General features: G+C 52.3%; 20 protein-coding genes. 10 read left to right on the plus strand and 10 right to left on the minus strand.

Annotation, left to right across the window (positions count from 1 at the left end; all coding sequences use genetic code 11):
• The first annotated feature begins 120 nt into the window (after positions 1-120).
• Positions 121-1,143, plus strand: a complete 1,023-nt coding sequence (adhP, locus tag RIC05_RS00540) for an alcohol dehydrogenase AdhP (RefSeq protein WP_350047437.1) — start codon at positions 121-123, stop codon at positions 1,141-1,143.
• Positions 1,144-1,201: 58 nt separating this feature from the next.
• Here the strand turns inward: adhP and RIC05_RS00545 are convergent, their stop codons facing one another.
• From RIC05_RS00545 to RIC05_RS00575, 7 genes are all read right to left on the minus strand, one after another.
• A complete protein-coding gene (locus RIC05_RS00545; protein WP_350047438.1) occupies positions 1,202-1,723 on the minus strand; it encodes a methylated-DNA--[protein]-cysteine S-methyltransferase in 522 nt (173 codons plus the stop codon).
• 2 nt (positions 1,724-1,725) lie between these two features.
• The gene (locus RIC05_RS00550; RefSeq protein WP_350047439.1) at positions 1,726-3,213 is read right to left on the minus strand and encodes a DNA-3-methyladenine glycosylase 2 family protein; all 1,488 of its coding nucleotides are present in this window, start codon (positions 3,211-3,213) and stop codon (positions 1,726-1,728) included.
• Positions 3,214-3,286: 73 nt separating this feature from the next.
• Positions 3,287-3,892, minus strand: a complete 606-nt coding sequence (locus tag RIC05_RS00555; RefSeq protein WP_350047440.1) for a nucleoside deaminase — start codon at positions 3,890-3,892, stop codon at positions 3,287-3,289.
• Positions 3,893-4,011: 119 nt separating this feature from the next.
• Positions 4,012-4,266, minus strand: a complete 255-nt coding sequence (locus tag RIC05_RS00560; protein ID WP_350047441.1) for a hypothetical protein — start codon at positions 4,264-4,266, stop codon at positions 4,012-4,014.
• A 287-nt stretch (positions 4,267-4,553) separates the two neighbouring features.
• Positions 4,554-5,682, minus strand: a protein-coding gene (gene prfB / locus RIC05_RS00565) for a peptide chain release factor 2 (RefSeq protein WP_350047442.1) whose coding sequence is annotated in 2 segments (ribosomal slippage) — positions 4,554-5,612 and positions 5,614-5,682 — 1,128 coding nt in all. Because the reading frame shifts where the segments join, the coding sequence is not laid out codon by codon here.
• Between the two features lie 171 nt (positions 5,683-5,853).
• Entirely contained in the window at positions 5,854-8,277 is a 2,424-nt protein-coding gene (locus RIC05_RS00570; protein ID WP_350047443.1) for a penicillin-binding protein 1A, read from the minus strand.
• A gap of 301 nt (positions 8,278-8,578) precedes the next feature.
• Positions 8,579-9,766: an N-acetylmuramoyl-L-alanine amidase gene (locus RIC05_RS00575; RefSeq protein WP_350047444.1), complete on the minus strand. Its 1,188-nt coding sequence runs from the start codon at positions 9,764-9,766 to the stop codon at positions 8,579-8,581.
• 743 nt (positions 9,767-10,509) lie between these two features.
• Between RIC05_RS00575 and RIC05_RS00580 the strand changes: the two genes are divergently transcribed.
• Positions 10,510-13,578 carry an Rne/Rng family ribonuclease gene (locus RIC05_RS00580; protein ID WP_350047445.1) on the plus strand — a complete coding sequence of 1,023 codons (3,069 nt, stop codon included), beginning with the start codon at positions 10,510-10,512 and terminating at the stop codon, positions 13,576-13,578.
• Positions 13,579-13,655: 77 nt separating this feature from the next.
• Here the strand turns inward: RIC05_RS00580 and RIC05_RS00585 are convergent, their stop codons facing one another.
• Positions 13,656-14,807 (minus strand): pyridoxal phosphate-dependent aminotransferase, encoded by a 1,152-nt coding sequence (locus RIC05_RS00585; RefSeq protein ID WP_350047446.1) that lies wholly within the window; start codon positions 14,805-14,807, stop codon positions 13,656-13,658.
• Between the two features lie 79 nt (positions 14,808-14,886).
• A complete protein-coding gene (locus tag RIC05_RS00590; protein ID WP_350047447.1) occupies positions 14,887-16,176 on the minus strand; it encodes a gamma-glutamyltransferase in 1,290 nt (429 codons plus the stop codon).
• 85 nt (positions 16,177-16,261) lie between these two features.
• Here RIC05_RS00590 and RIC05_RS00595 point away from each other — a divergent pair, with 85 nt between their 5' ends.
• From RIC05_RS00595 to RIC05_RS00605, 3 genes are all read left to right on the plus strand, one after another.
• A complete protein-coding gene (locus RIC05_RS00595) occupies positions 16,262-17,623 on the plus strand; it encodes a M48 family metalloprotease (RefSeq protein ID WP_350043270.1) in 1,362 nt (453 codons plus the stop codon).
• Positions 17,620-18,351 (plus strand): hypothetical protein, encoded by a 732-nt coding sequence (locus tag RIC05_RS00600; RefSeq protein ID WP_350047448.1) that lies wholly within the window; start codon positions 17,620-17,622, stop codon positions 18,349-18,351. The genes RIC05_RS00595 and RIC05_RS00600 overlap by 4 nt, the downstream gene beginning before the upstream one ends.
• Before the next feature lie 72 nt (positions 18,352-18,423).
• Positions 18,424-19,185 (plus strand): DsbA family protein, encoded by a 762-nt coding sequence (locus RIC05_RS00605; protein WP_350047449.1) that lies wholly within the window; start codon positions 18,424-18,426, stop codon positions 19,183-19,185.
• A gap of 142 nt (positions 19,186-19,327) precedes the next feature.
• Here the strand turns inward: RIC05_RS00605 and thiS are convergent, their stop codons facing one another.
• Entirely contained in the window at positions 19,328-20,326 is a 999-nt protein-coding gene (gene thiS, locus RIC05_RS00610) for a sulfur carrier protein ThiS (RefSeq protein WP_350047450.1), read from the minus strand.
• Between the two features lie 383 nt (positions 20,327-20,709).
• Here thiS and RIC05_RS00615 point away from each other — a divergent pair, with 383 nt between their 5' ends.
• From RIC05_RS00615 to RIC05_RS00635, 5 genes are all read left to right on the plus strand, one after another.
• Complete coding sequence (locus tag RIC05_RS00615; protein WP_350047453.1) at positions 20,710-21,030, plus strand: type II 3-dehydroquinate dehydratase; 321 nt, start codon at positions 20,710-20,712, stop codon at positions 21,028-21,030.
• Positions 21,027-21,467 (plus strand): acetyl-CoA carboxylase biotin carboxyl carrier protein, encoded by a 441-nt coding sequence (gene accB / locus RIC05_RS00620; RefSeq protein WP_350043265.1) that lies wholly within the window; start codon positions 21,027-21,029, stop codon positions 21,465-21,467. The genes RIC05_RS00615 and accB overlap by 4 nt, the downstream gene beginning before the upstream one ends.
• A 17-nt stretch (positions 21,468-21,484) precedes the next feature.
• Positions 21,485-22,825 (plus strand): acetyl-CoA carboxylase biotin carboxylase subunit, encoded by a 1,341-nt coding sequence (accC, locus tag RIC05_RS00625; protein WP_350043264.1) that lies wholly within the window; start codon positions 21,485-21,487, stop codon positions 22,823-22,825.
• A gap of 250 nt (positions 22,826-23,075) precedes the next feature.
• Positions 23,076-23,723, plus strand: a complete 648-nt coding sequence (gene aat / locus RIC05_RS00630; protein WP_350043263.1) for a leucyl/phenylalanyl-tRNA--protein transferase — start codon at positions 23,076-23,078, stop codon at positions 23,721-23,723.
• Positions 23,724-23,767: 44 nt separating this feature from the next.
• The gene (locus RIC05_RS00635) at positions 23,768-24,250 is read left to right on the plus strand and encodes a GNAT family N-acetyltransferase (protein WP_350047451.1); all 483 of its coding nucleotides are present in this window, start codon (positions 23,768-23,770) and stop codon (positions 24,248-24,250) included.
• Positions 24,251-24,895 lie beyond the last annotated feature (645 nt).

The raw sequence follows: 24,895 nt of genomic DNA on the forward strand, positions 1-24,895 counted from the left end.
CCCCTGACCCAAGATTGATTCAGAGCAAGGCTTTCAACTTGAAATCTCCCTATCCTGTTTGAACGAATTTGACAGGCCCCTGCCAAGCGGGCCTTAATTCTTCCTTCAGGAGGTCAGATCATGCCTGCCACTATGAAAGCCGCTTTGGTGCGGGAATTCGGCAAACCCTTGTCGATAGAAGAAGTTAACGTCCCCAAAGTCGCACCGGGAAAAATCCTTGTCAAGATTGAGGCGTCCGGGGTTTGTCACACTGACCTGCACGCCGCCGAAGGCGATTGGCCGGTAAAGCCCAATCCCCCCTTTATCCCCGGCCATGAAGGTGTCGGCTTTGTTGCCGAAGTCGGCGAAGGTGTAAAATCTGTCAAGGAAGGCGATCGCGTTGGCGTGCCATGGTTGCATTCTGCATGTGGCCATTGCCACCATTGCATTACCGGCTGGGAAACACTTTGTGGTGAACAGATAAATACCGGCTATTCCGTTAATGGCGGCTTTGCCGAATATGTTCTGGCCGACCCGAACTATGTCGGTCACCTGCCCAAGGCGCTTGAGTTTGGCAATGCCGCACCAGTTCTATGCGCCGGGGTAACGGTCTATAAGGGCCTTAAGGAAACTGAATGCAAACCCGGTGAAACCGTGGTGATTTCGGGTATTGGCGGGCTGGGACACATGGCTGTGCAATATGCCAAAGCCATGGGCATGAAAGTTATCGCCGTTGACATCGCACAGGAAAAACTTGATCTGGCAAAAAGTCTTGGTGCCGACTGGGTGTTGAACGCGCGCGAAACGGATGTGGTCTCAGAAGTGCAAAAACAGATGGGGGGTGCCAACGGGGTTCTGGTCACCGCTGTTTCAAATGCAGCTTTCAAACAAGGCGTTGGCATGCTGGGCCGTGGCGGCACCATGTCACTTGTCGGATTGCCACCCGGAACGTTTGAACTTGATATTTTTGACACGGTTCTGTGTGGCAAAACCATTCGCGGATCCATTGTCGGAACCCGTGCGGATTTGCAGGAATCACTGGAATTTGCCGGCGATGGCAAGGTGCATTCGCATTACACAACCGAACCAATGGAAAACATCAATTCGATTTTTGACCGGATGCGGAACGGCAAAATTGATGGCCGTATCGTGATGTCAATCTAAGCTTTACCCATAGACAGGAAGGACTGCGGTTGCGTTGTCCTTCCTGTTGTTCAGGGCATTACGCCGCCTTTGACAAAATGCCAGCTTCATGATCGAGAAGCCATTTTTTACGGTCCAGTCCACCGGCATAGCCCGTCAAGGTACCATTTGATCCAATCACACGGTGGCAGGGCACGATGATGGAAACAGGATTAAGCGCATTGGCGCGCGCCACCGCCCGCACCGCTTTTGGATTGCCAAGATCATTGGCAAGTCCGGCGTAGGAAACGCTTTTACCATTGGGGATCATGATCAAGGCATCCCAAACCGATTTCTGAAAATCGGTTCCGATCATATTAAGATCAGCTATGGGAAGTGACATAACGTCACCTGCGAAATAGGCATCAAGCCACGCCGTGATGGATTTCGGGGCTTCTCCCCCCTCGATCCATTCAAGTTTCTTAAAGCGCCGCGTCTGAATGGTTTTCAGGCGGTCGTCATTATCTTCGAAATCAAGATGCACCAGTTTTCGATCAATCGTGGCAAGTGACAGTTTTCCAATCGGACTTGCATGGCGCACAACGTTGATTTTAACGGTCATCATCATTCTCCTTCAAGGGCAGACCAAAGATATTGCGCGGCATAAGCCCGCCATGGTCGCCAACGTTCCGAGTGATCATCAAGTGCCTTGGCCTTATCCGGGCCGCCGCCCATGGCAGATGCCTTCAGAATGCCCAAATCCGCCGCAGGAAAGGCATCCGGGTCGCCAAGCCCGCGCAGACCAAAGTAATTAAGCGTCCACGGCCCAATTCCCTTGATCGCGGTCATGGCCGAAATGAGATCTTCACCAGCTTTCTGATCGCAGTCAGGCTGAGCAAACAGATCAATCACATCGCTTAACGTCTGCGCCCGGCGTGTCGTCAGGCCGACGGGCATCAATTCCTGTCCCACCAGTCGTTCGGGTTCTGGAAACAGGTGTGTAACGCCGGTTTCGGGCACCAGATCACTTGGTAAGGCCTCGCCAAATTTTGCGACGATCCGTCCGGCCAATGTTCGGGCCGCAGCAACCGATACCTGTTGCCCAAGAACAGCACGCATTGCCAGTTCAAACCGGTCCCAACATCCCGGCACACGAAGGCCGGGGCGTTTTTCAACCAAGGGCGACAGAAGAATATCATCGGAAAATTGTGCAGTGATCGATGGAACATCCGCGTCCAGATCAAACAGGCGACGCACCCGCCCGCCGATCTCAAGCACGGCTTCACGGGCGGGACCGCGCAAGATCACATCCACCCCGCTTTGATCCGGACTGAAATGACATATCATCAGACCAACCCCGCCCCCGATCCGAAAACCACGGGCATAGATGCGGTCGCGCACGGTCTCCAGCCCCGGAATGGCGCGTGCCCGGAAGAATGCCAAAAGATACTCGGCATCAAACGGCTGACGCGCGCGCAGACGTAAAATCAGATCATCGTTGCGCGGGGCAAAAGGATCATCGGGTTTGGATGTTTTTTGTATCTTGGGTTTGATCCCGCGACGAAAGGCCGTCGGGGCCTGATCATAGGCAAGTTTCATCGCATCATTGAACCGCCGTAAACTGCCAAACCCGGCGATATCGGCGATTTCTGTCATGGTCAGGTTGCTATCGACAATCAGCTGACGCGCGCGCAACAACCGCCGTGCCTTGGCATGTTCTTGCGGCGTTACACCTGTATGTTCCTTGAATATCCGGCGCAGATGACGATCCCCCACCCCAAGCCGATCCGCCAGATCGGCAATGGAGCCACCTTCAAGTGCGCCTTCGTCAATCAGGCGCACAGCGCGGGCAACAGTTGCATGAACCCCTGCACTTGCCGGACTGCCCGGTGCGGCTTCGGGGCGGCATCGCAGGCACGGGCGAAACCCGTGGGCGATGGCAGATTCTGCGCTGGGATAAAATTCGACATTCACGCGTTTGGGCGTGACGGCCGGGCATATCGGACGACAGAAAATCCCGGTGGTCAAAACCGCAGTATAAAACCGCCCGTCAAATCGACGGTCCCGGGTTTTCAGGGCCTGATAGCATATGTCGTTATTAAGCTGTTCCATGTCCGGCAGTTTAGCAGAACGATTAAATAAAACTCGCCAGATTCGGACTCAGACGTCAAAGCGGGATTCTGCCCTAGTTCAGCGGAATGTCGTTGCCCGATTTTCCATCCTGATACAAATCAGACAGACGGTCATATTCATCTGATATTGCACGCGCACGCTCCCGGAATGCCGACTGATTGCCTTCTGGCAACTCGCCAACCATCGCCATCATGGAATGGCTATCCCAAAATGCGTTGGATTTGTTGTATTCGCCGTCCTTAAGGGTGAAGACCTCCCCCATGATTTTCAGATCATGGGGTATGGCAAAGGCATCGCGCGAATCTTCATAGGAAAAGAAATAATAGAAATTATCAAACCCGGCCCAGGTGATCGCCGACAGACACATCGAACATGGCTCATGCGTCGACAGGAAAATCAATTCCGACGTTGCTGGGCGCTGATCAGCAGGAATTTCATAAAACCGCTTTAAGCAATGCACTTCGCCATGCCACAGGGGATTTTCGGTTTCGTTATTGGTTTCCGCAATCACCAGCGAATGATCAGACTTGCGCAAGATCGCGGCACCAAACAGCTTATTGCCACCTTTAACCCCAGCCCGTGTTTTGGGCAAAATATCGTCTTCTAAAACGGAGAACAATTTGCCCAATAGTTTCTGGTTAGCAGTTGCGTCTGACATATTGGCGGCCCCTGATGAAGGTAAGTGTGCGATGTCGCTATTTCACCGTGGCGGAGCCGCCATGCCAACTCATTTCTCGTAAAGCATGCTACGAAACAGCCTATCGAATGCCTTTACAATCAGATACCGCGTATAATCCCGTCATTGTCGGGAAGCTGGCGATGCTCCGGCGCGACAGGTAAATAGAAATCTCGGTCCAGCAAAGTCGTAACCGCAATCAACCTTTCGGATTTGGCATCCCGAACCTTTGTGATCAAGGCATGATCAACAGGTGACATCTGACGGATTTTTGTAACCTCGAAAATTGGACCGTTCGGAGTAGCAAGTTTGAACTGGTCGCCTATTGCGACCGGACCAAGAGAGTGTTGGGCCATTTGGGACTTCACCTGACATTAGACGTTTGCTCGGCGCTCTTCCTACCAGTAACCAGCGATGAATTGGTAATTTGTTATTGCTTGGTAGGCATAGCTTAAAGGCACCATGGCAAAACTATTCGTCAATTGTGTGACAGAAACGGAAATTTTTTAGGCATCCCGCATTTTTCTGCGGGTTTCAGCACCTTCAATTTACCTGCGAACAGTATTCCAAAAGCAAAACACCCCGCCCAAAATTGACGGGGTGTTTTAAATTTCAAATGGTTAGGATCAGAACCGAGGTTTGATCAATCGATATCTTCGATCTCGCCAGCCGATCCGGTGACCTTTGCTGCCAAAGCAGCCGCCATAAAGGCATCCAGATCGCCGTTCAGAACACCTTGGGTATCCGATGTTTCTGTTCCGGTCCGCAGATCCTTGATCATCTGATAAGGCTGCAAGACGTACGATCTGATCTGATGGCCCCAACCGATATCGGTTTTATTGTCTTCAACTGCCTGTGCTTCGGCTTCGCGCTTTTTCAGCTCGGCCTCATACAAACGCGCTTTGAGCATCTTCATCGCCGTTTCGCGGTTTTTATGCTGTGATCGGTCGTTCTGACACTGGGCAACAATCCCGGTCGGGATATGGGTCATACGTACCGCAGAATCGGTACGGTTAACGTGCTGACCACCCGCACCTGATGCCCGGTAGGTATCAACACGAAGATCCTTATCAAGGATTTCGATATTGATATCGTCATCAATCACCGGATAGACCCAGACGGATGAGAAGCTGGTATGGCGACGGGCAGAACTGTCATAGGGCGAAATACGCACCAGACGATGCACGCCGACTTCGTTCTTAAGCCAGCCATAAGCATTATGGCCCGAGACTTTATAGGTCACCGATTTGATACCGGCTTCTTCGCCATTGCTTTCTTCAAGCATTTCAAGCTTGTATTTCTTGGACTCTGCCCAACGATAATACATGCGTGCCATCATGCTTGCCCAATCCTGTGCTTCGGTACCACCGGCACCAGCATGGATTTCAAGATAAGCATCATTGGCGTCTGCTTCACCAGAAAGCAGGCTTTCGAGTTCACGCTGCGCTGCAATCGCCTGGATGCTTCGCAACCCGTCTTCGGCTTCCTTGACCGTATCGTCGTCGCCCTCGGATTCGCCAAGTTCGATCAGTTCGATATTGTCATCAAGCTCTTGAGCGAGCTTTTTATAGCCATTAATTGCATCATCAAGCTGGGTACGTTCACGCATGACTTTCTGCGCATTGGCGGCATTGTCCCAAAGGGTCGGGTCTTCGGCCAGTGCGTTCAGTTCGTCAAGGCGTCTAAGTGCGTTATCCCAGTCAAAGATGCCTCCTCAGCAGTGCCATCGACTGCTTGATTTCATCGACCAATGCCTGTGCTTCAGCGCGCATTGATGTCTCCGTTATTCATCTGAAATTCGTTTGGCCACATGGTGTAGTGGCAACCTCGGCGCCGCTTATAACAGCTTTTGCCGCAGTTGAAACCCCTGCAACATTGCAAAAACCCGGCGCAATTTCTGCGCCGGGTTTGATATCGCTTTTATCGGTGGGTCTTTAACAAGATTAGTAAATTCCACCCGGTCCTGAAACAGCGCCACCGCTGTTTTCTGCACTTCCGCCGCCGCTATAGCCGCCATCAATGACATTCTCATTTGATGCCGGAATGGTACCGGGTTTGAAGGCTTCCCAAATGACACCCTGATCCCCCGGACGGGCCGGAAGACCTGTTCTGGATTCAACCCGAACCATCCGAATACCCGGAGGTGTCCGGAACGGAATGGCCTTGGTTCCTTCAAGCGCACCACGCATGAACTCTTTCCAGATCGGGGCTGCGGCACTGGCACCTTGTTCCTTGTCACCAAGGGATCGGTTATCATCAAAGCCAACATAAACACCAACCGCCAAATCCGGCGAGAACCCGGCAAACCATGCATCCCGCGAATCATTGGTTGTGCCGGTTTTGCCCGCCAACGGATAACCAAGTTCGGCAATGCTACGGCCGGTCCCGCGTTCAATCACACCTTCAAGGATGTGAACCATCTGAAACGCGCTGGACGGATCGGTCAGTTGTTCACGGGTATCGGGAAGGTCCGGCGGCATCTGATTGCGGAAAGTCACATCCTGACATTGTGCGCATTCACGTTCATCGCGACGGTAAATCACGTTGCCACGACGGTCCTGAATACGGTCAATCAGGGTCGGGGTGATTTTCTTGCCGCCATTCACCAGTTCGGCATAGGCCGCAGTTAACCGCATGACGGTCGTTTCAGCCGCACCAAGCGACATTGACAGAACTTCTGGCAACTCATCAACAATGCCAAAACGTTCTGCATAATCGGCAACGACAGGCATGCCAATGGTCTGAGCCAAACGCACGGTCATCAGGTTTCGCGACTTTTCAATCCCAAGGCGCATGGTCGAAGGACCATAGAACTGACCGCTATAGTTGCCCGGTTTCCATTTACCAAGTCCCGGTCCCTGATCGATCACAAACGGTGCATCAAGAACCAAGGTTGACGGGGTAAATCCTTCATCCAGGGCCGCAAGATAAACAAACGGCTTGAATGCCGATCCCGGCTGACGACGGGCCTGTGTTGCCCGGTTGAATTTCGACAACGCATGCGAGAAACCACCCGCCATCGCCAAAACACGTCCCGTATGCGGATCCATGGCGACCAAGGCCCCGTTCACATTGGGGATTTGGCGCAATCCATAGGTATTTGGCGGAAGCTTTTCACCATCAAGTTCGGCAAAATGTTTAACGTAAATAACATCGCCCGCTTTGATCACATCAGACGGGCGACCAACGACCGCCCCCAATGTCTGTCCCTTTTGCCACGGACGCGCCCAAGTCAGGAAGCGCAGTGGAATGCGCCCCTCCTCACCCGACAGAAGGCCAAGTTTGGCTTCGTTGGCATCAGTTGACATGACAACAGCACGTTCCCACGGAACGTCACTTGGCGTTTCGATTTCGCGCAAGGCCTGCTGCCAGTTTCCGTCAAGCTCAATCGTCGTGATCGGACCGCGCCAGCCATGGCGGCGGTCATACTCGACCAATCCATCAAACAGGGCCTTGTCGGCTACTGTCTGCATATGGGGATCAACGGTGGCACGCACGGAAAGACCACCATCATAAAGCATACCTTCGCCGTAACGCTCGACCAACTGACGGCGGACTTCCTCGGCAAAGAAATCAGCCTGATAGGTATCAACAGATTGACGGGATTTGCCTTCAAGCGGGGCGGACCAAGCTGTTTGTGCTTCGGCTTCGGTGATGTATTTTTCTTCAAGCATCCGGCCAATCACCCAGTTACGGCGTGATTTGGCTTCGTCATGGTTGCGGACCGGATGATAATTCGATGGTGCCTTCGGCAGGGCAGCAAGATATGCGGCCTCTTCGACATTCAGCTCATCAAGCGATTTGTCGAAATAGCGCAAGGCTGCTGCGGCAACGCCATAGCTGCCACTGCCGAGATAAATCTCGTTCAGATACAGCTCAAGGATATGCTCCTTGGAAAAGGCACGCTCAATACGGAAGGACAGGATCGCTTCCTTGATCTTGCGCTCATAGGAAACTTCGTTGGTCAGAAGGAAGTTTTTGGCGACCTGCTGGGTGATGGTTGATGCACCAACCGGACGACGCCCCGTCCCCAAATTGACAACGTTGGTTACAGCCGCGCGCAGAACCGAAGCAAAATCAATCCCCGGATGGGAGAAGAAGTTTTTATCTTCGGCGGCAACAAAAGCATCCACCACCTTATGCGGGATGGCGGTATAGGGAACGAACACCCGTTTTTCACGCGCATATTCAGCAATCAACGCCCCGTCAGACGCATGAACGCGAGTCATGACCTCTGGCTCGTAATTTTCAAGCTGGGTGTAATCGGGTAGATCCTGCCCAAAATGCCAGAAAATAGCGATAACACCGGCGCCGCCAGCAATCCCCATCAGAAACAGAAAGCCAAAAATACTTAGTAAAATTCGCATGTAAGCAGGTCTTTTTCGTTTTGTTGGCCTGATGTCAGGGACTTACCCCAAGAACCGCGCATCTTCATGCACAACCATCAGGAATGCAATGTCCCAGCAGATATCCGGTCAGATATGACCGCACCCTCGCACTTAGCCCTAGTATAGCGGCAAAAAAGTGACAAGGTTGTGATAGCACGCACGCAGGAGGCTTTTTTGTTTCAACATCACACCAAACCGCTATCTGTTTTGCGTGATATCAAATGATCGCCGTCGCTGCGTATGTCACACCGCGCAGACACCTTCTTAGCACACCTTCATATTAGAATTTGTGTTTCTCGAAGTAGATATCAATCGCCCGCAAGACCGCCTCGGCGATCTTTTTGCGATGTGCCGGGCTTTGCAAAAGCTTGGCATCGGTTGCGTTTGACAAATATCCCATTTCAAACAGGGCTGATGGAATATCAGGTGCCTTAAGCACGGCAAACCCGGCAAAGCGATGGGTTCTGCGTTGTAATTCGATGCTTTGTGCCAACTGGCTGACCATGTTGGCCGCCAAAGTCGCCGACAGGTTCATGGTTTCGCGTTGGGCAAGATCAATCAGAATGCTTTGAACCAATGAATTTTCATCTGAAAGATCAATCCCGGCAATCACGTCTGATTTGTTTTCTTTCGATGCCAGCGCTGCGGCCTCTTTATCTGATGCGTTTTCAGACAGGGTATAAACCGAACCCCCGCGATGTTTCGGGTTACCGATTGAATCGGCATGCAGTGAAATAAACAAATCAGCGTCATTTTTACGCGCAATTTCAACGCGCTGCCGCAATTTCAGGAAAACGTCCTTGTCGCGTGTCAGAATCACGCGGTAGCGCCCGGTCGCCGTCAATGTATCGGCAAGTTGGCGGGCAGCCGCCAATGTCAGGTCTTTTTCATAGACATTGCCAACCCCGATGGCACCGGGATCAACCCCGCCATGCCCCGCATCAATGGCGATCAGGGGTTTCTCATCCCCGCCGCGTCCTGACGTCACAGCGACATCAACGCTTTGTTCGGTCACACTGGTGTCGTTTCGACTGCGTGCAGAATAGGCCACCATGCTTTCGCGCGACGCATTGAGAAACGCATCGCGTGACGACGATTTTAAATCCACGACCAATCGATTGGGCTTCCCGTCTGATGATGGCAAGGAGAAGATTTTTGAAACCAGCGACGGTTCGGCAACATCCAGGACAACACGGAAAGTCCCCGGTTTAAACAGGCCATAGCGCAAGCCCGAAATCAGGCCACCACCGGATGTCACCTTGCCCGGAGGGGCGCTCCAGTCGATTTCAGGCATATCAATGATAATGCGATACGGATCGGGCAGCAGGAAATATGTAAATTCAACATCCCGATCAAGATCGATCACAAACCGTGTGTAATCGGGATAAACGCCAAGACGTGCGCCAAGAACTTTGGCAGCTTGTGCATTGGCGTTTGACGCAACCAGCTGCGCTGAAAACAGCAGCAAAAACAATAACCCTGCCATTTTAAACAGCGTTTGAAAGCGCCGTGACAACGTTACATTTCGCACAATGGAATGTGGTTTTGCATGCGGTGAATTCATGTGTCGTGTTTGCGCCTATATACCCTGCCAAAGGATGTGATACCCGCTTATAGCAATGCGTTGGTTAACGGGCAATTGACCAAACAAAGAACTTAACAGTCGCAACCTTTGCCGCGTCACGATCCATTCACAGTCGCCCGACAGGTGAAAAACTTTGCTTTTTCATAGATTTGCCCAAAATTAATCGCCAAAGGTGAAATCGCGCAGAAACCTTCGCGTTTTTATCCGGTCACGTCAGAAAGTCGTCATCCGGTGTAACAAAACTGTTTGTAGCAGGAGAATAAACCGGATATGTTGCACCCGAGATTCCTATGCTTTGTGGTAAGTACACAAAACGCCACCAGGCTGAGGACGCGACTAGTACAGTTCTCTAGGTCGGTGTCTCGGTGACGCGGCAATTCCCGCTCCCGATAGAGCCCTCCTGAAAAAGGCTGTCTTGGCGCGCTCGAGAATTACGCAAGCTATTTTGTTTCAACACCAAAACCAGGTCCGAACCGGAAGAGCAGCCGCCACGCGATGAACCATATACATTCAGGACATATCGCGATCTTTATGGACGGCGCCTCCGGTCACGCCGGTTTGTTTGCATACCAGCGCAATAATGCGCGTAGCATAGAACTGGCGGGGCCTCCAGGAACAGGTTCCGAATGGTCAAACGCATGCTTATCGATGCGACGCACGCGGAAGAAAGCCGTGTCGTCGTTATTAACGGAAATCGCCTAGAAGAATACGACGTCGAGACTTCGACGAAAAAACAAATAAAGGGAAACATCTATCTCGCGAAAGTGACGCGGGTAGAACCATCTCTGCAGGCGGCTTTTGTTGATTATGGTGGAAACCGTCACGGTTTCCTCGCCTTTAGCGAAATTCATTCTGATTATTACCAAATCCCGGTTGCTGACCGCGAAGCCCTGACGCAGGGGCATAACAAGGTAAAAGACGCCGAAATCGTCGAAGACAATATCGACGGTGGCGACGATAATCAGAAGAAAGAAAAGAAACCCACCCGTTCACGTTCCCGCCGCAAACCGCGCGCAAAGGACAAGGACGAAACCGTCGAAACCACCGACGGTGAGGCTGTTGCGGCCGAAGGTGCTGCATCTGCAGACGCCCCGGCAACCGATGCGACAACCGACGCAAGCGGACCTTCTGATGAAGAAGATTCCAAACCGCGCCGCCGCCGCACGCGCAACCGTCGCAAAAAATCCGACGAAACAGAAACATCTGCAGCAGACGCATCCGCAACCGAAGCCCCGGCTTCAGGTAACGATGCGGACAGCGGTTCGAACGGCGATGACACCCCGACCGGCGGCAATGCCGCAATGTCGGCAGAAGTTGCTGAACTGAGCGTCGATGTGAATGCAGATGACGACGACGACGCGGCAACCTCTTTGGAAGCCGAATCGGATGTAAGTCCTGTTGCCAAAGAAGACATTGAAGATTTTGGCGGCGATGATTCCGACGAGTTTGTCGAAACACACAGCCGTCAGCTTCAGAAACGCTATAAAATTCAGGAAGTGATCAAACGCCGCCAGATCATTCTGGTTCAGGTCGTTAAAGAAGAGCGCGGGAACAAGGGTGCTGCCCTTTCGACCTTCCTGTCGCTGGCTGGTCGTTATTGCGTTCTGATGCCGAACACCCCGCGTGGTGGTGGCATTTCGCGCAAGATTACCAATGCCCAGGATCGCAAACGTCTGAAATCGATTTTGGCCGATCTGGAAATTCCGGACGGCATGGCAGTGATCGTTCGTACCGCAGGGTCCGAACGTACCAAAGCCGAAATCAAACGCGATTTCGATTACCTGATGCGCCTGTGGGATCGTATCCGCGAAACCACGCTTCAGAGTCAGGCCCCTTGCCTGATTTATGAAGAAGCCGATTTGATCAAACGATCCATCCGCGATCTGTATGCACGTGATGTTGATGAAGTTCTGGTCGAAGGTGACGAAGGTTACCGGATTGCCAAAGACTTCATGAAAATGTTGATGCCTTCGCATGCAAAGCGCGTACAGCCTTATAAAGATCAGGGCGTTCCGCTGTTCCACCGTTTCCAGGTGGAAAGTCAGCTTGATGCGATGCTTAACCCGACCGTCCAACTTAAATCCGGTGGTTATATCGTCATCAACCCGACCGAAGCATTGGTCGCAATTGACGTTAACTCCGGCCGTTCGACCCGTGAACGCAACATCGAAGAAACCGCTTACAAGACCAACCTTGAAGCCGCCGAAGAACTGGCCCGCCAGCTTCGTCTGCGTGACCTTGCCGGTCTGATCGTTGTCGACTTTATCGACATGGAAGATCACCGCAATCAGGCATCGGTTGAGCGCAAGCTTAAAGAAGCAATGCGCAATGACCGTGCCCGTCTGCAGATTGGTCGCATCAGCCCGTTTGGTCTGCTGGAAATGTCGCGCCAACGCCTGCGTCCGTCGCTGGTGGAAAGCGCGTTTGAAGTTTGCGCGCATTGCCGTGGTGTTGGCCTTGTGCGTTCGATCGAAAGTGCAGCTCTTCATCTTCTGCGTGTTCTTGAAGAAGAAGGCATGCGCCGCCGTTCCGGTGCTCTGACCGTCCATGTTGCAAGTGAAGTTGCGCTTTATATCCTGAACCGCAAGCGTGAAACGCTGGCCGAAATCGAACAACGTTATGGCTTTACCGTCATGATCTTTGGCGATGACAGCCTGATTTCGCCTGATCACCGCATTGAACGCTCCCGCGCGAAAAAAGGTGACGAGCTTGACGAAACGCCTTCGGCTGTTCTCAACACCGACAGTGTATCGCTGACCGCGATTGAAAATCCGGTTGATGCGGATGAAGACGAAGAAGAAGACGAAGAAGAAGTCGCAGCCACAGTAACCGGTGATGACGAAAAGCAGGGTGGCAAACGTCGCCGTCGCCGTCGCCGTCGTGGCCGTAATGACGACCGGGAAGAACGCACCGAACAACAGCAGGAAGCATCACCCAATGATGCCGAAGATGCTGATGGTTCGGACGAAGAAAACCCGGATGACGATGACGAAGAAAGCCAGCGCAAGCGCCGCCGTCGCGGCAAACGTGGTGGTCGTCGCCGTTCACGTCGCCCGGATTTTGAGACCAATCGTACCCGTTCGCCAAACGATGATCCGGCACTGACGGCTGCACGCCGTAACCGTGATCACGAAGCACCGGACGGTTCAGCAGAAGACGTATCTGTTGATGCTGATAGCGAAGGTCAGGATGCCGACAGTTTCGATCAGGAAGGCGTTCGTATCGGCCGTAGCCGCAGTACGACAGCCCCGGCACCGGCCCGTCCGCGCCGTGATCGCAATGATAACCGTCGTAACCGCCGTGATCGCAATGCACGTCCAGCCAATAAGGACGGCAGCACGGACCGTGGGGATGTGAAAAACATTCCGATCCAGTCCGGCCCGGCACCGGAAGCTGCTGTTGACAGCAAATCTGAAACCAGCGCGCCTGCACCTGCAAGCGCACCGGCTGAAGTAAGCGCATCCAATGTGTCAACGGCACCCGACAAAGCCCCGCAGGAAACTGCACCGGCACCAAAGGCCGAGGCACCAGTAGAAAAACCTGCTGCGCCGAAGCCTGCTGAACCGGTTAAAGCTGAAGCACCGGCACCGACACCTGCTCCTACGCCTGCCCCGGAAGCTGCACCTGCTGCAGAACCGAAAAAGGACGAGAAACAGGAACCGAAGAAACGCGGTTGGTGGAGCCTTGGTCGTTAAGGCCAACATCCAGACCAAATAAAAAGGGCTGCCCGGTTAATCGGGCAGCCCTTTTCGTAACAATCCCACAGTTCAGATCAGCGTTTCCAGTTCTGAAGCGCCTTGACCGCATCGATCATGGTTGCTTCGCTGTGCGCAAAGGAAAATCTTACATATCCTTTGCCGCGCATCCGGTCGAAATCCGTACCCGGTGTGGTGGCAACACCGGTTTCATCCAGCATCTGACGACAAAACGCTTCGCTGTCCTTGGTCAATTCGCGGACATCGGCATAAAGATAAAACGCACCATCCGCCGGGGCGAACTTGGTAAAGCCTGCCTTTGGCAGTCCCTCAAGCAGGATTTCGCGATTACGGGCATAGGCAGCAATATTGGCCTGAAGTTCGTCTTCGCAGTCAAAGGCCGCAACGGCGGCAATCTGTGACAATGCCGGGGCCGAGATAAACAGGTTCTGCTGCAAACACTCCACCGCCCGCATCAGATCCGGCGGTATAATTGCCCAGCCCAGACGCCAACCGGTCATGGAAAAGTATTTCGAGAAACTGTTGATGATGATGGCGTCATCACCGAACTCAAGGGCGGTGCATTCGGCAACGTCGCCAAACGAAATGCCCTGATAAATCTCGTCACTGATCAGGCGAATGCCGTTGTCGCGGCAATAGGTTGCCAGTTCGCGGTAGGTTTCAACGTCAATCATGCTACCCGCCGGGTTTGACGGGCTGGCAACGATCAAACCATCAACCGGCTCATCAAGATCACGCAGCATCTGAACGGTCGGTTGATAATGGGTTTCAGGACCGGCTGGCAAATTGACCGTATCAATGCCAAGGGCACTTAGAATGTTGTGATAGGCCGGATATCCAGGTGCAGCCATCGCGACACGATCCCCGGCATCAAAGGCCGCAAGAAATGCCAGCACAAAGATCGAAGATGAACCACTGGCGACACAAACCCGGCTCGGGTCCACAGACACACCGAACTTGGTTTTATAGTGCCCTGCAATGGCTTCACGCAGCGGATCAATGCCCATGGCATTGGTATAGCCGATCAAGTCGGTTTCAAGCGCCTTGGCGGCGGCTTCACGGACCCTGCGCGGTGCGGGAGTTCCCGGTTGGCCGACTTCAAGGTGATAAACGGCTTTGCCTTCATTCTCACGTGCATTGGCAGCACGCATCACGTCCATGACAATAAAAGGCGAAATCGCACCACGAAGGGATTGTTTCAAAGCCATCTGTGAGGTCCTGAATTTTGTTTAACTAAAAAACAGGGCAGGACCAATAACGCCCTGCCCCGTTCGTTTCGTCGATCTATTATCGAACGCCAGCCATACCGCCACCAGCCGGATCAGCAATAAACTGACAGCTTTCTGGATGGGGTGGCGTACCTTCAAGGCAGCGGATGATGTTCACCGATGACGCACCTTGGGAATTAAGCGCAATCCCCGATGCCGCCCCGGCACCGATCAAATCTTCTGCCATGGTGGCAATCTGTTTGGTGGCCCCGGCCGGTGTCCCGGTTCCGGCAATACCGTAATAATATTCCCAAACAAACGGGTTCACCATCAATGCCGGCCCGATCAACGGGGTCGCGGCCTGTGCCGCGTCCCCGGCGGCAAGGTTAAGACCAAATGCATCCGCACCAAGCCCGGCACCAAACGGTGTGTTCATCGTTGTCACACAGGCAACAGCATTTGCCGCACGGTCGATAATCACAAAACCACTCCGCCCCGAAAGCGCCTGTCCGGCATGGTCGCCAGACGTGATATCGGCAAGATAACGGTTCAGGATATCGGCCAGTTCATCGCCCTGTGTGATTACGGACGCACCAGATGCCGAACGCGGCGGATAGGCAAGGTAAAGTGTTTCATTGCCAACTTTGACTTCGGTCGCGGTCTTCCATTCCGGGCGATAGGTCCGCATGTCATCAGCGGTAAGTGTCCCGCCGGCCTGTGTCACCGCATTGGCAATATCAGCGCCAAGCGCACCGCTATAGAAATCCCCCGGTCCTTTGACCCGCAAAGACGTCAAAAGGGCTGCCAGATTGACCGACCGAATACGGTCGCCGACCTGAAGCATCTTGCCGTCGGGCATAAAGGTTTTACGCAAAGCCGGGCTTGCTTCGATACGTGCACGGTTGGCTTCGATATCATTTACCAGTGACCGCGAAACCGGAACCCCCAAACGGGAATATTGTTCAGCCGCACTCAGAAGCGACCGCCATTCCAGACGACCATAACGCGCGCTTAGCGCATAAAGGCCGCGTGGCACAGTTGGAATGGTTGTTGGTGTTTGACCTGCGCGGGTCGAAGTGCCCGGACGTGGCCAGAAATCAAGAACCTCGACCTTTTTTGATGCCCGGTCATGCACCATGCAAACACCGCCACCGCCAATTCCGGCAACAGACGGTTTGGTTACAGTCATCGTGGCATAAAGCGATACAGCCGCATCCGCCGCCGTGCCGCCAGCCGACAAAACATCGCGGGCAATCCGCACAGAACGGGGTTCATCGCCGACAACGCCACCGAAATATCCGGTAACCGCCCCTATTTGACCAAGATTCTCTGTATTAGTACTACTGCAGGCAGCAAGTCCGGCAGTCATTGCGATTGCACACGCGATCCGCCATGATGGCTTACGCGTCGGCATTGAACCGACATCAGTCGAACGAAAATATGGAACGCACATTTTGCTCAGACGCATTATTACTCTCACTGCCATTTTCCTTGTCGTCCTGCCTAGCACGGTTTTCGCGCAGGGTCGTTCTTTTATCCGCGATACCGAGATCGAAGACACCCTTCGACTTTATGCCACGCCAATCTTCAAGGCGGCGGGACTCGATCCGAATGGTGTGTCCGTTTATATCGTTTCTGACAACAGCTTGAACGCATTTGTTGCCGGCGGCCAAAAGCTTTTTATCAATACTGGGCTCTTGTTAAAAGCAGAGACTCCAGAACAGGTCATTGGCGTGATGGCCCACGAAACCGGTCACATTACCGGCGGGCACCTTTCGCGCATCCATGATCAACTGCGCAATGCGTCGGCAATTTCCATTCTTTCGACGATTGCCGGGGTTGCCGCCGGGGTTGCCGCCGGGCGATCTGATGTCGGGACTGCGGCAATTTTGGGTGGTCAAAACATCGCAACCCGTAATTTCCTTGCCTATTCGCGGACACAGGAAAGCAGTGCTGATCAGGCGGGCGTAAAATACCTGACCGAAGCGGGCATTTCATCGCGGGGTGTTCTGGAATTTATGAAAACCCTTGAAGGTCAGGAATTGCTCAGCACAGCAAGTCAGGACCCGTATATGCGCAGTCACCCACTGACAACCGAACGTGTCGAATTTTTGCAAAACTATGTTGCCAATTCGCCGTTGAAGGACACCAAAGTCAGCCCGGAGCTTTATGAACGTCACGCACGTATGCGGGCCAAACTTTATGCGTTTACAAACCAACTGCGAAACACACTGCGGACCTATCCTGAAAGCGACACCAGCATCGCTGCGCGCTATGCCCGCGCAATCGCCTATTACCAGAATTCCGAACTTGATCCGGCACTTGAGATTATCGAATCCCTGATCGCCGAAGAACCGTCCAATCCATTTTTCGAAGAACTCAAAGGGCAGGTATTGCTTGAATTTGGTCGGGCCAATGATGCGATTGCGCCGCTGGAAAAATCAACCGAGCTTGCAAATGGTGCGCCCCTTATCCGTCTTCTTCTGGCCCATGCCATGATTGAAACGGGAAAAGACGAGTATCTTGAACCTGCGAAAAAGAATTTGCTCGGTGTTCTTTCACGTGAACGCGGCAATGCATCCGCATGGCGTTTCCGCGCCATTGTTGAAAACCGTTTGGGCAACGAGGGCGAAGCATCCTTGTCACAGGCCGAATACAGTCTTTTGACCGGCGACAGACAAGCTGCGAGTTACCACGCGGTGCAGGCTGATCGAAAACTTGAAAAAGGTACTGCGGCCTGGCTGCGTTCCCAAGACATTCTGCAGGCGACCAATCCGGACGGCATTCCGGGTAAGGACAAGGACGAACCGCAGTGATCCCTTGGCTGTGGCGTGGTGTGAAACAGGTTTCTTTCAAAAGTAAAACCACACCACACCGACCGGGTTTGAACTGGCGTTTGGTTCTGTTGACCTTCTGCACCTTGCAGCTTACCGGGTGCTCGCTTCCCGGTGCCGGGGTTGATGTTGGTGGGGATTTAAAACTTTTATATGCCCCCTTCTCGCTCAAAACACCGCCACGTTATTGGTATGTCAGCCAACAAGCAGGTCCAGCAGCCTCAATTGAGCACACCAATGCCGATCCAGATCCGTCACCGTTGTCTTGGCAGGACAAGGACGGCAGGATCGCCTTGGCCGCACGCCCGGGGCTTGGCGATTTTGACATCGGCCGACGCACGAATGTGGTTGTCCTTGCATCACCCTACCTTTCCTTTGACTGGCAATTTAACAGCACAGCCCAAATCGGTGATGTCGAGCTGATCCTTGGCTTTCGTCGGCAAAACCAAGGAAGCTGGTCAGAAAGTGATCTGGGATCAGGAAAACCTTCGATTGATCAAACCGTGCGTATTCCTGTCGGAAAACAGTCTGTTCGTTACGGCGAATGGCAGCGGGAATATTTCGACTTATCAACACTCTATCGCCGCTATTGGCCCGACGCCAAAGGTGATGAAATTCGACTAGTATGGGTTGGGATCGTATCTGGAACGGAGAACCAAGCTTCTGTGAGTGGGATCACCTATCTGACGCATATTTTACTTTCCCGTTAGCGCTCTGATCACGTATCACATAATCATGACCTTCACCGTCGGTGATAAGATTCAATGACAAAAGGACGCTCCATGAACTCCCAGATCGTTAAACGCACTCTTGGCAGTAGCGCAATCGCAGCAACCATGCTGTTTTGCGCACCACTGGCGCAAGCTGATGAAATGTTGAGCGCCGGTCAGAAAACCGAGGTCGAAAGCGTCATCGAAGAATATCTGATGAAAAATCCGGATGTCCTTTTACGCGCCATTCAAAATGTTCAAGCCTGGCAGGCCAGCGAGCAAGCCCGTGAGCAGTCAGCATCCATCGCCCCGGTTTGGGATGCACTGGTTGCCGATAGCTCTGTTCCATCGATTGGCCCGGTTGACGCGCCTGTCACCGTGATCGAATTTTTTGATTATCATTGTGGTTACTGCAAAAGCGCCTTTGACGGTGTGATGGAAATTGCCAAAGAACATGACGGCAAAGTCCGCACCATCTTTGTCGAATTCCCCATCCTGCGCGAAGAAAGTGCTGATGCGGCCCGGGCTGCCCTTGCCGCTGCCAAGCAAGGAAAATACATGGAAATCCATGAAGCCTTCATGAGTAACCGTGGCCTTCTTGATGAAGAACGCATCAATGATCTTGCTACGAGTGCCGGTGTGGATGTCGCAAAGATGCGCGAAGATATGAAATCGCCCGAAATCAATGGCATGCTTGCGCAATATTCCGCAATGGCCCGTTCTGTCGGCATCAGCGGCACACCCGCCTTCCTGATCAATGGAACGATGGTTTCCGGTGCCGATATGGACCGCGTGAATTCATTGGTTCTCTCAGGGCTCGAAGACGCTTCATGATTTGCGACGGGTTTGACGCCGCTGACTACTTTTGCAGTCATCCCGTTTCGTCAACCAAACAAACAATGCATTAATGAACAAAGGGCCGTTTCGAATGTGAAACGGCCCTTTGTTTTAAATGATCATCGCGTTTAAACGACTCCTAGATGATCCCGGCCAAAGGCGAGGATGGATCAGCATATTGTTTCTTGGGCATCCGTCCTGCCAGGAACGATTCACGTCCGGCAATGATGGCATGCTTCATCGCGCGCGCCATACGGATCGGGTCCTTTGCCCCGGCGATTGCGGTATTCATCAGAACCCCGTCACAGCCAAGCTCCATCGCAACGGCGGCATCTGATGCGGTGCCGACACCGGCATCGACCAGAACCGGAACATTGGCATTCTGTTTGATCAGCGCGATGTTGATCGGGTTAAGAATACCCATGCCCGACCCAATCAACGACCCCAACGGCATGATTGCGCAGCACCCCATATCTTCAAGCATCTTGGCCTGAATCGGATCATCGCTGCAGTAAACCATGACATCAAAGCCATCCTTGATCAGGGCTTCGGCCGCGATCAGCGTTTCTGGCATATTGGGATAAAGTGTCGCCTGATCACCCAGAACTTCAAGTTTCACCAAATTCCAGCCCCCTGCTTCACGGGCCAGACGCAAAGTCCGCACAGCGTCATCAGCGGTAAAGCAACCTGCTGTATTGGGCAGATAGGTGTATTTCTTGGGATCAACATAATCGACCAGCATCGGCTGATCTGGATCGGTCAAATTCACCCGACGCACCGCAACGGTAACGATTTCCGCACCGGATGCTTCAATCGCAACACGGGTTTCGTCGAAATCTTTGTATTTCCCGGTTCCGACCAGCAAACGTGACGAAAACTTTTTGCCTGCAACAACAAAGCCATCATCACCCTGCGCAGCGGCAAGATCAGCTTCCTGTGAACCGCCCCCGATGAAATGAACGATTTCAAATTTATCGCCATCACAAAGAAGCGTTTCGCCATATACTGTTTTAGGAACAATTTCGAGATTGCGTTCTACGGCAACCTTGGTCGCGGCAATGCCAAGTTCGCCAAGCAGTTCCGCAACATTAGCTGCATTTTCGATATTGCGGTCTTCACCGTTGATCGTAAGGCGCATCTTTTTCGTTCAATCCCTATCGTATTAAAATCTTCATGATTGCCGCGCAGTATGCGCAGCAGGTGGCCTTGAAGCAAGCGGTCTTGCGCCGCTTTTTTGCCTTAAGCCGCCGAAAGTCATTTGAAAGACAAAAGTCGGTCGACAATTGGCTTTGCAACCCTGTTCTGCGAAGACCATTGCAAAGTTGCGTCAGGCTTTGGGCATGTTATAAACGCAATACCAATATGTTGAGCATCTTAGATCAGATGCGGCACTTCACCGGGAGTATGGTGAACTGCATCTGAACCTACTGAGATGTTTCAAACGGATGTCTGGGATGGAATGACCTTGAACCTGATCAAAGGCCACTGTGATCTATCGACACAAAACTTTATCAGTCAGTCATCTGCCATAAAGACAACAAAGAAGGTGACTTGGTTGACTTGTTTTGGGAAACCCGACAAGAAGATTCTGGCATTCTTTGCAATGCTGGGGCATATACGCACATATCGGTTGCGATCCTCGATGCAATTTGGGCATCAGATTTGCCGATGATCGAGGTCCATCTGTCCAATATTCAAAAACGGGATACGTTTAGACACCATTCAAACGTCTCGAAAGCTGCAAACGGTATGATCTATGGCTTTGGCTCCCAGAGTTATATACACGCCCTGGATGCCATGCGCAGATTGATCCACACACCATCACAAAAGATATCGAAATGAGCAAGTTCAACATCGACAATGACGCCATTCGCCAGCTCGCCGAGCTGCTGGACGACACCAATCTGACCGAAATTGAAGTTGCCGCTGGTGACAACCGTATCCGCGTTGCCCGTCAGGGCCTTGTGGCCGCACCTGTTGCAGCCCCTGCTGCTGCGGCTCCGGTTGCGGCACCTGCTGCTGCACCCGTTGATGCGGGTTCCCATCCGGGCGCTGTAAAATCCCCGATGGTCGGTGTCGTTTACTTTGCACCGGAACCAGGTGCAGCACCTTTCATCTCGGTCGGTTCGACCGTTACGGAAGGCCAGACCCTGATGCTGATCGAAGCGATGAAAACCTTCAACCCGATCCGCGCGCCGAAATCCGGTAAAGTGGCTCAGATTGTCGCCACCGACGGGCATCCGGTCGAATATGACGAAACGCTGATCATTATTGAATAAGCCGGGGTAAGAACCGCATGTTCGACAAAATCCTGATTGCCAATCGCGGCGAAATCGCGCTCCGTATTCAGCGCGCCTGCCGTGAAATGGGCATCAAAACTGTCGCGGTGCACTCCACCGCGGATGCAGATGCAATGCATGTTCGTCTTGCCGACGAATCGGTTTGCATCGGTCCGCCCGCATCCAAAGACAGTTATCTTAATATTCCTGCCATTCTTTCGGCTGCTGAAATCACCGGGGCAAACGCCATTCATCCGGGATATGGTTTCCTGTCGGAAAGTGCAGACTTCGCGTCAATGGTTGAAGAACACGGCTTTGCCTTTATCGGCCCGACGCCAGAGCATATCCGCACAATGGGTGACAAGATCACCGCAAAACAGACTGTGGAAAAGCTTGGCATTCCGGTTGTTCCGGGTTCTGACGGTGAAATCACCACCGTTGAAGAAGCCAAAAAATGCGCCAAAGAAATCGGCTATCCGATCCTGATCAAGGCATCGGGTGGTGGTGGCGGTCGCGGCATGAAAGTCGTAGAACGCGACGAGGACCTTACCGAAGCATTTTCCATGACCCGCAAAGAAGCATTGCAGAACTTTGGCAATGCTGCGGTCTATATGGAAAAGTACCTTGGTAAACCGCGTCATATCGAATTACAGGTCATTGGCGACACGCATGGCAATGCCGTTCATTTATTTGAACGCGATTGCTCATTGCAGCGTCGTCACCAGAAGGTGCTTGAAGAAGCCCCCTCGCCGACCCTGACACCGGAAGAACGTAATCGTATCGGTACGACCGTTGCCAATGCCATGATCGGCATGGGCTATCGCAATGCCGGCACCATCGAATTCCTGTATGAAAATGGCGAGTTCTATTTCATCGAAATGAACACCCGCCTGCAGGTTGAACACCCGGTCACCGAAATGATTTCGGGTGTTGACCTTGTGCGGGAGCAGATCCGTGTTGCGGCAGGCCTTGAATTGTCATTCAAACAGGAAGACCTTGAAATTCATGGTCATGCGATTGAATGCCGCATCAATGCCGAAGACCCGGAAACATTCGTTCCGTCCCCGGGCAAGATCAAGGAATATCATGCTCCTGGTGGTCTGGGCGTGCGCGTTGATAGTGGTATTTATACCGGCTATTCGATCCCACCCTATTACGACAGCATGATTGCCAAGCTGATTGTGCATGGTCGTGATCGTGAAGAATGCATGATGCGCCTGCGCCGTGCATTGGCCGAATATGCGATTGGTGGCATTAAAACCACCATTCCGCTGCATCAGAAGCTTCTTGCCAACCCGGACATCCAAAAGGGGGATTACGACATCCACTGGCTGGAAAAGTTCATGGGCATGAAATAAGCGACCTTTGCTTATTATGATTTCAAACGGGAACCTTCGGGTTCCCGTTTTTTATTTCGGACTTCGCTGACATCAGATCACGCTATCAGGATGACGAAACTCTTACATTTCATCGCACTGCCATCAAAAAGTTAATCAAAACGAGGTATTCTAGAGTTCTGATTAAATTCTGATCTTGTCTGGATGGGCAGAGTTGCTCATATGTAAGCAGACCTCAGACAACAGGATTGAAACAATTATCTCTGCGATCATGTCCAACCAGTTGACCCCAGATCTGTTGATCCGAGCATATTCCGTCGGCCTGTTCCCCATGGCTGAAAGCCATGATGATCCAACCCTTTACTGGATCGACCCGGAATGGCGTGGCGTATTGCCGCTAGACGGATTTCACGTGCCCCGCAGCCTGAAAAAGGCTGTGAGGAAAGGCACATATAAAATCCATGTTGACCGTGCATTTCCCGATGTTATCCGCGCCTGTGCGGAACCGTCGGATAACCGCGACGACACATGGATCAATGACAATATTCTTGATGCCTATTGCGCCCTTCACAAGATGGGCTGTGCCCATTCAATCGAGGCATGGCTTGACGGTGAACTGGTTGGCGGGTTGTATGGTGTGAGCCTTGGTAAGGCGTTCTTTGGTGAAAGTATGTTTTCACGGGCGACAAACGCCTCAAAAATCGCCCTTGTCCATCTGGTTGCCCTGATGCGTCAGGGCGGCTTTAGTTTACTTGATACCCAGTTTGTGAATGATCATCTCAAACAGTTTGGCGTAGTTGAAATTCCGCGCGAACGCTATCGCAATGAACTGGCCAAGGCACTGGCAGGACGGGCTAATCTCCCGTTTGAGGTTGAACCGGAAATCCTTGAACAAGTCCTTTCAAGCGGTGATAGTTAATCATCCCAACTGCCTCACACATCCCCATTCAAACGAGCCATCACATGCAGATCCGTCTTGCGACGAAGAACGACATTCCCGCTATCCTTGAAATTGTCGCGCCGATTTTGCGGGCTGGCGACACCTATGCCATAGACAGCAACCTGAGCGATGATGACATTATCGCATATTGGATGGAGAAGGAAAAAGTCACACTGGTCGCCGAAGAAGCCGGTGAAATTGTTGGCACCTATTATATCCGGCAGAACCAAGGTGGCGGCGGATCGCATGTCTGTAACTGCGGTTACATGACCTCCCCCAAGGCAAGCGGCCGGGGGGTTGCCCGGAAAATGTGCGAAGATTCATTGATCCGCGCCAAGGAACTTGGTTATCGCGCCATGCAATTCAATTTCGTAATCGCCAGCAACGCCGCCGCGGTTCATCTTTGGCCGAAACTTGGCTTTGAGATTGTCGGTCGCCTTCCGGATGCCTTCATGCACCCCACATTGGGCGAAACCGATGCATTGGTGATGTATCGCAAGCTTTAAAAGCTCACAGGACACCAAGACAAAGTACGGCGTCATGCGATGTACTCGTTTCTTGATTTTATACGATATACAACCGAAAGCGCTCTAGCATACTAATGAACATATCTGCATACTTTTCGCGTCAAATATTAAGTTACTCATATCCAAAATATTGTAAAAAAACTTTCGCCAAAGCCTCTTCGTCAAAGGTCCGACATCGTCAACACAGTTCTGGCCACTGATTTTGATGGGGTTAACTACAAAGCCCACTAATTGCTGAACTCTTATACTCGGCTGATCGCAACCGAGCCAATGTGGAATGCACCAATCACTCGCCTTCCCGCCAATTGAGCGCTCAACACCTTACTGCTTACATTCTCGAATTATGCATAAGCCAATTCAATATATTCGCAAAATTGTAGTCCCAATTATACTCGAAAATTCAAATTAAATCATTTCCAATTCTTGAGTGAATTACATTCGAGAACTTAAAGGCATAGTATCAATCGCGCCCTTTATCTCTGATCATATGTCCCGTCCTGAAATACGTTGTCACCCATAGGAGACGACAATGTCTAGTTCAGGCACAGAGCGACGTAAGCGCACACAACGTGATTACAATATGGGCTTTAAATTATCGGTTGTTGATCAGGTTGAAAAAGGCGA

This window comes from Thalassospira sp., from assembly GCF_040218635.1.
GTDB lineage: Bacteria > Pseudomonadota > Alphaproteobacteria > Rhodospirillales > Thalassospiraceae > Thalassospira.

Bases quoted from the DNA above. Each gene is read 5' to 3' on its own strand.
- RIC05_RS00605 (WP_350047449.1), top strand. From the start codon at position 18,424: ATGAACTCCCAGATCGTTAAACGCACTCTTGGCAGTAGCGCAATCGCA.
- RIC05_RS00555 (WP_350047440.1), bottom strand. From the start codon at position 3,892: ATGTCAGACGCAACTGCTAACCAGAAACTATTGGGCAAATTGTTCTCC.
- thiS (WP_350047450.1), bottom strand. From the start codon at position 20,326: ATGCGCCTTACGATCAACGGTGAAGACCGCAATATCGAAAATGCAGCT.
- RIC05_RS00560 (WP_350047441.1), bottom strand. From the start codon at position 4,266: ATGGCCCAACACTCTCTTGGTCCGGTCGCAATAGGCGACCAGTTCAAA.
- RIC05_RS00580 (WP_350047445.1), top strand. From the start codon at position 10,510: ATGGTCAAACGCATGCTTATCGATGCGACGCACGCGGAAGAAAGCCGT.
- RIC05_RS00550 (WP_350047439.1), bottom strand. From the start codon at position 3,213: ATGGAACAGCTTAATAACGACATATGCTATCAGGCCCTGAAAACCCGG.
- RIC05_RS00545 (WP_350047438.1), bottom strand. From the start codon at position 1,723: ATGACCGTTAAAATCAACGTTGTGCGCCATGCAAGTCCGATTGGAAAA.
- aat (WP_350043263.1), top strand. From the start codon at position 23,076: ATGTCCAACCAGTTGACCCCAGATCTGTTGATCCGAGCATATTCCGTC.
- adhP (WP_350047437.1), top strand. From the start codon at position 121: ATGCCTGCCACTATGAAAGCCGCTTTGGTGCGGGAATTCGGCAAACCC.
- RIC05_RS00635 (WP_350047451.1), top strand. From the start codon at position 23,768: ATGCAGATCCGTCTTGCGACGAAGAACGACATTCCCGCTATCCTTGAA.
- RIC05_RS00585 (WP_350047446.1), bottom strand. From the start codon at position 14,807: ATGGCTTTGAAACAATCCCTTCGTGGTGCGATTTCGCCTTTTATTGTC.
- accC (WP_350043264.1), top strand. From the start codon at position 21,485: ATGTTCGACAAAATCCTGATTGCCAATCGCGGCGAAATCGCGCTCCGT.
- RIC05_RS00590 (WP_350047447.1), bottom strand. From the start codon at position 16,176: ATGACTGCCGGACTTGCTGCCTGCAGTAGTACTAATACAGAGAATCTT.
- accB (WP_350043265.1), top strand. From the start codon at position 21,027: ATGAGCAAGTTCAACATCGACAATGACGCCATTCGCCAGCTCGCCGAG.
- RIC05_RS00570 (WP_350047443.1), bottom strand. From the start codon at position 8,277: ATGCGAATTTTACTAAGTATTTTTGGCTTTCTGTTTCTGATGGGGATT.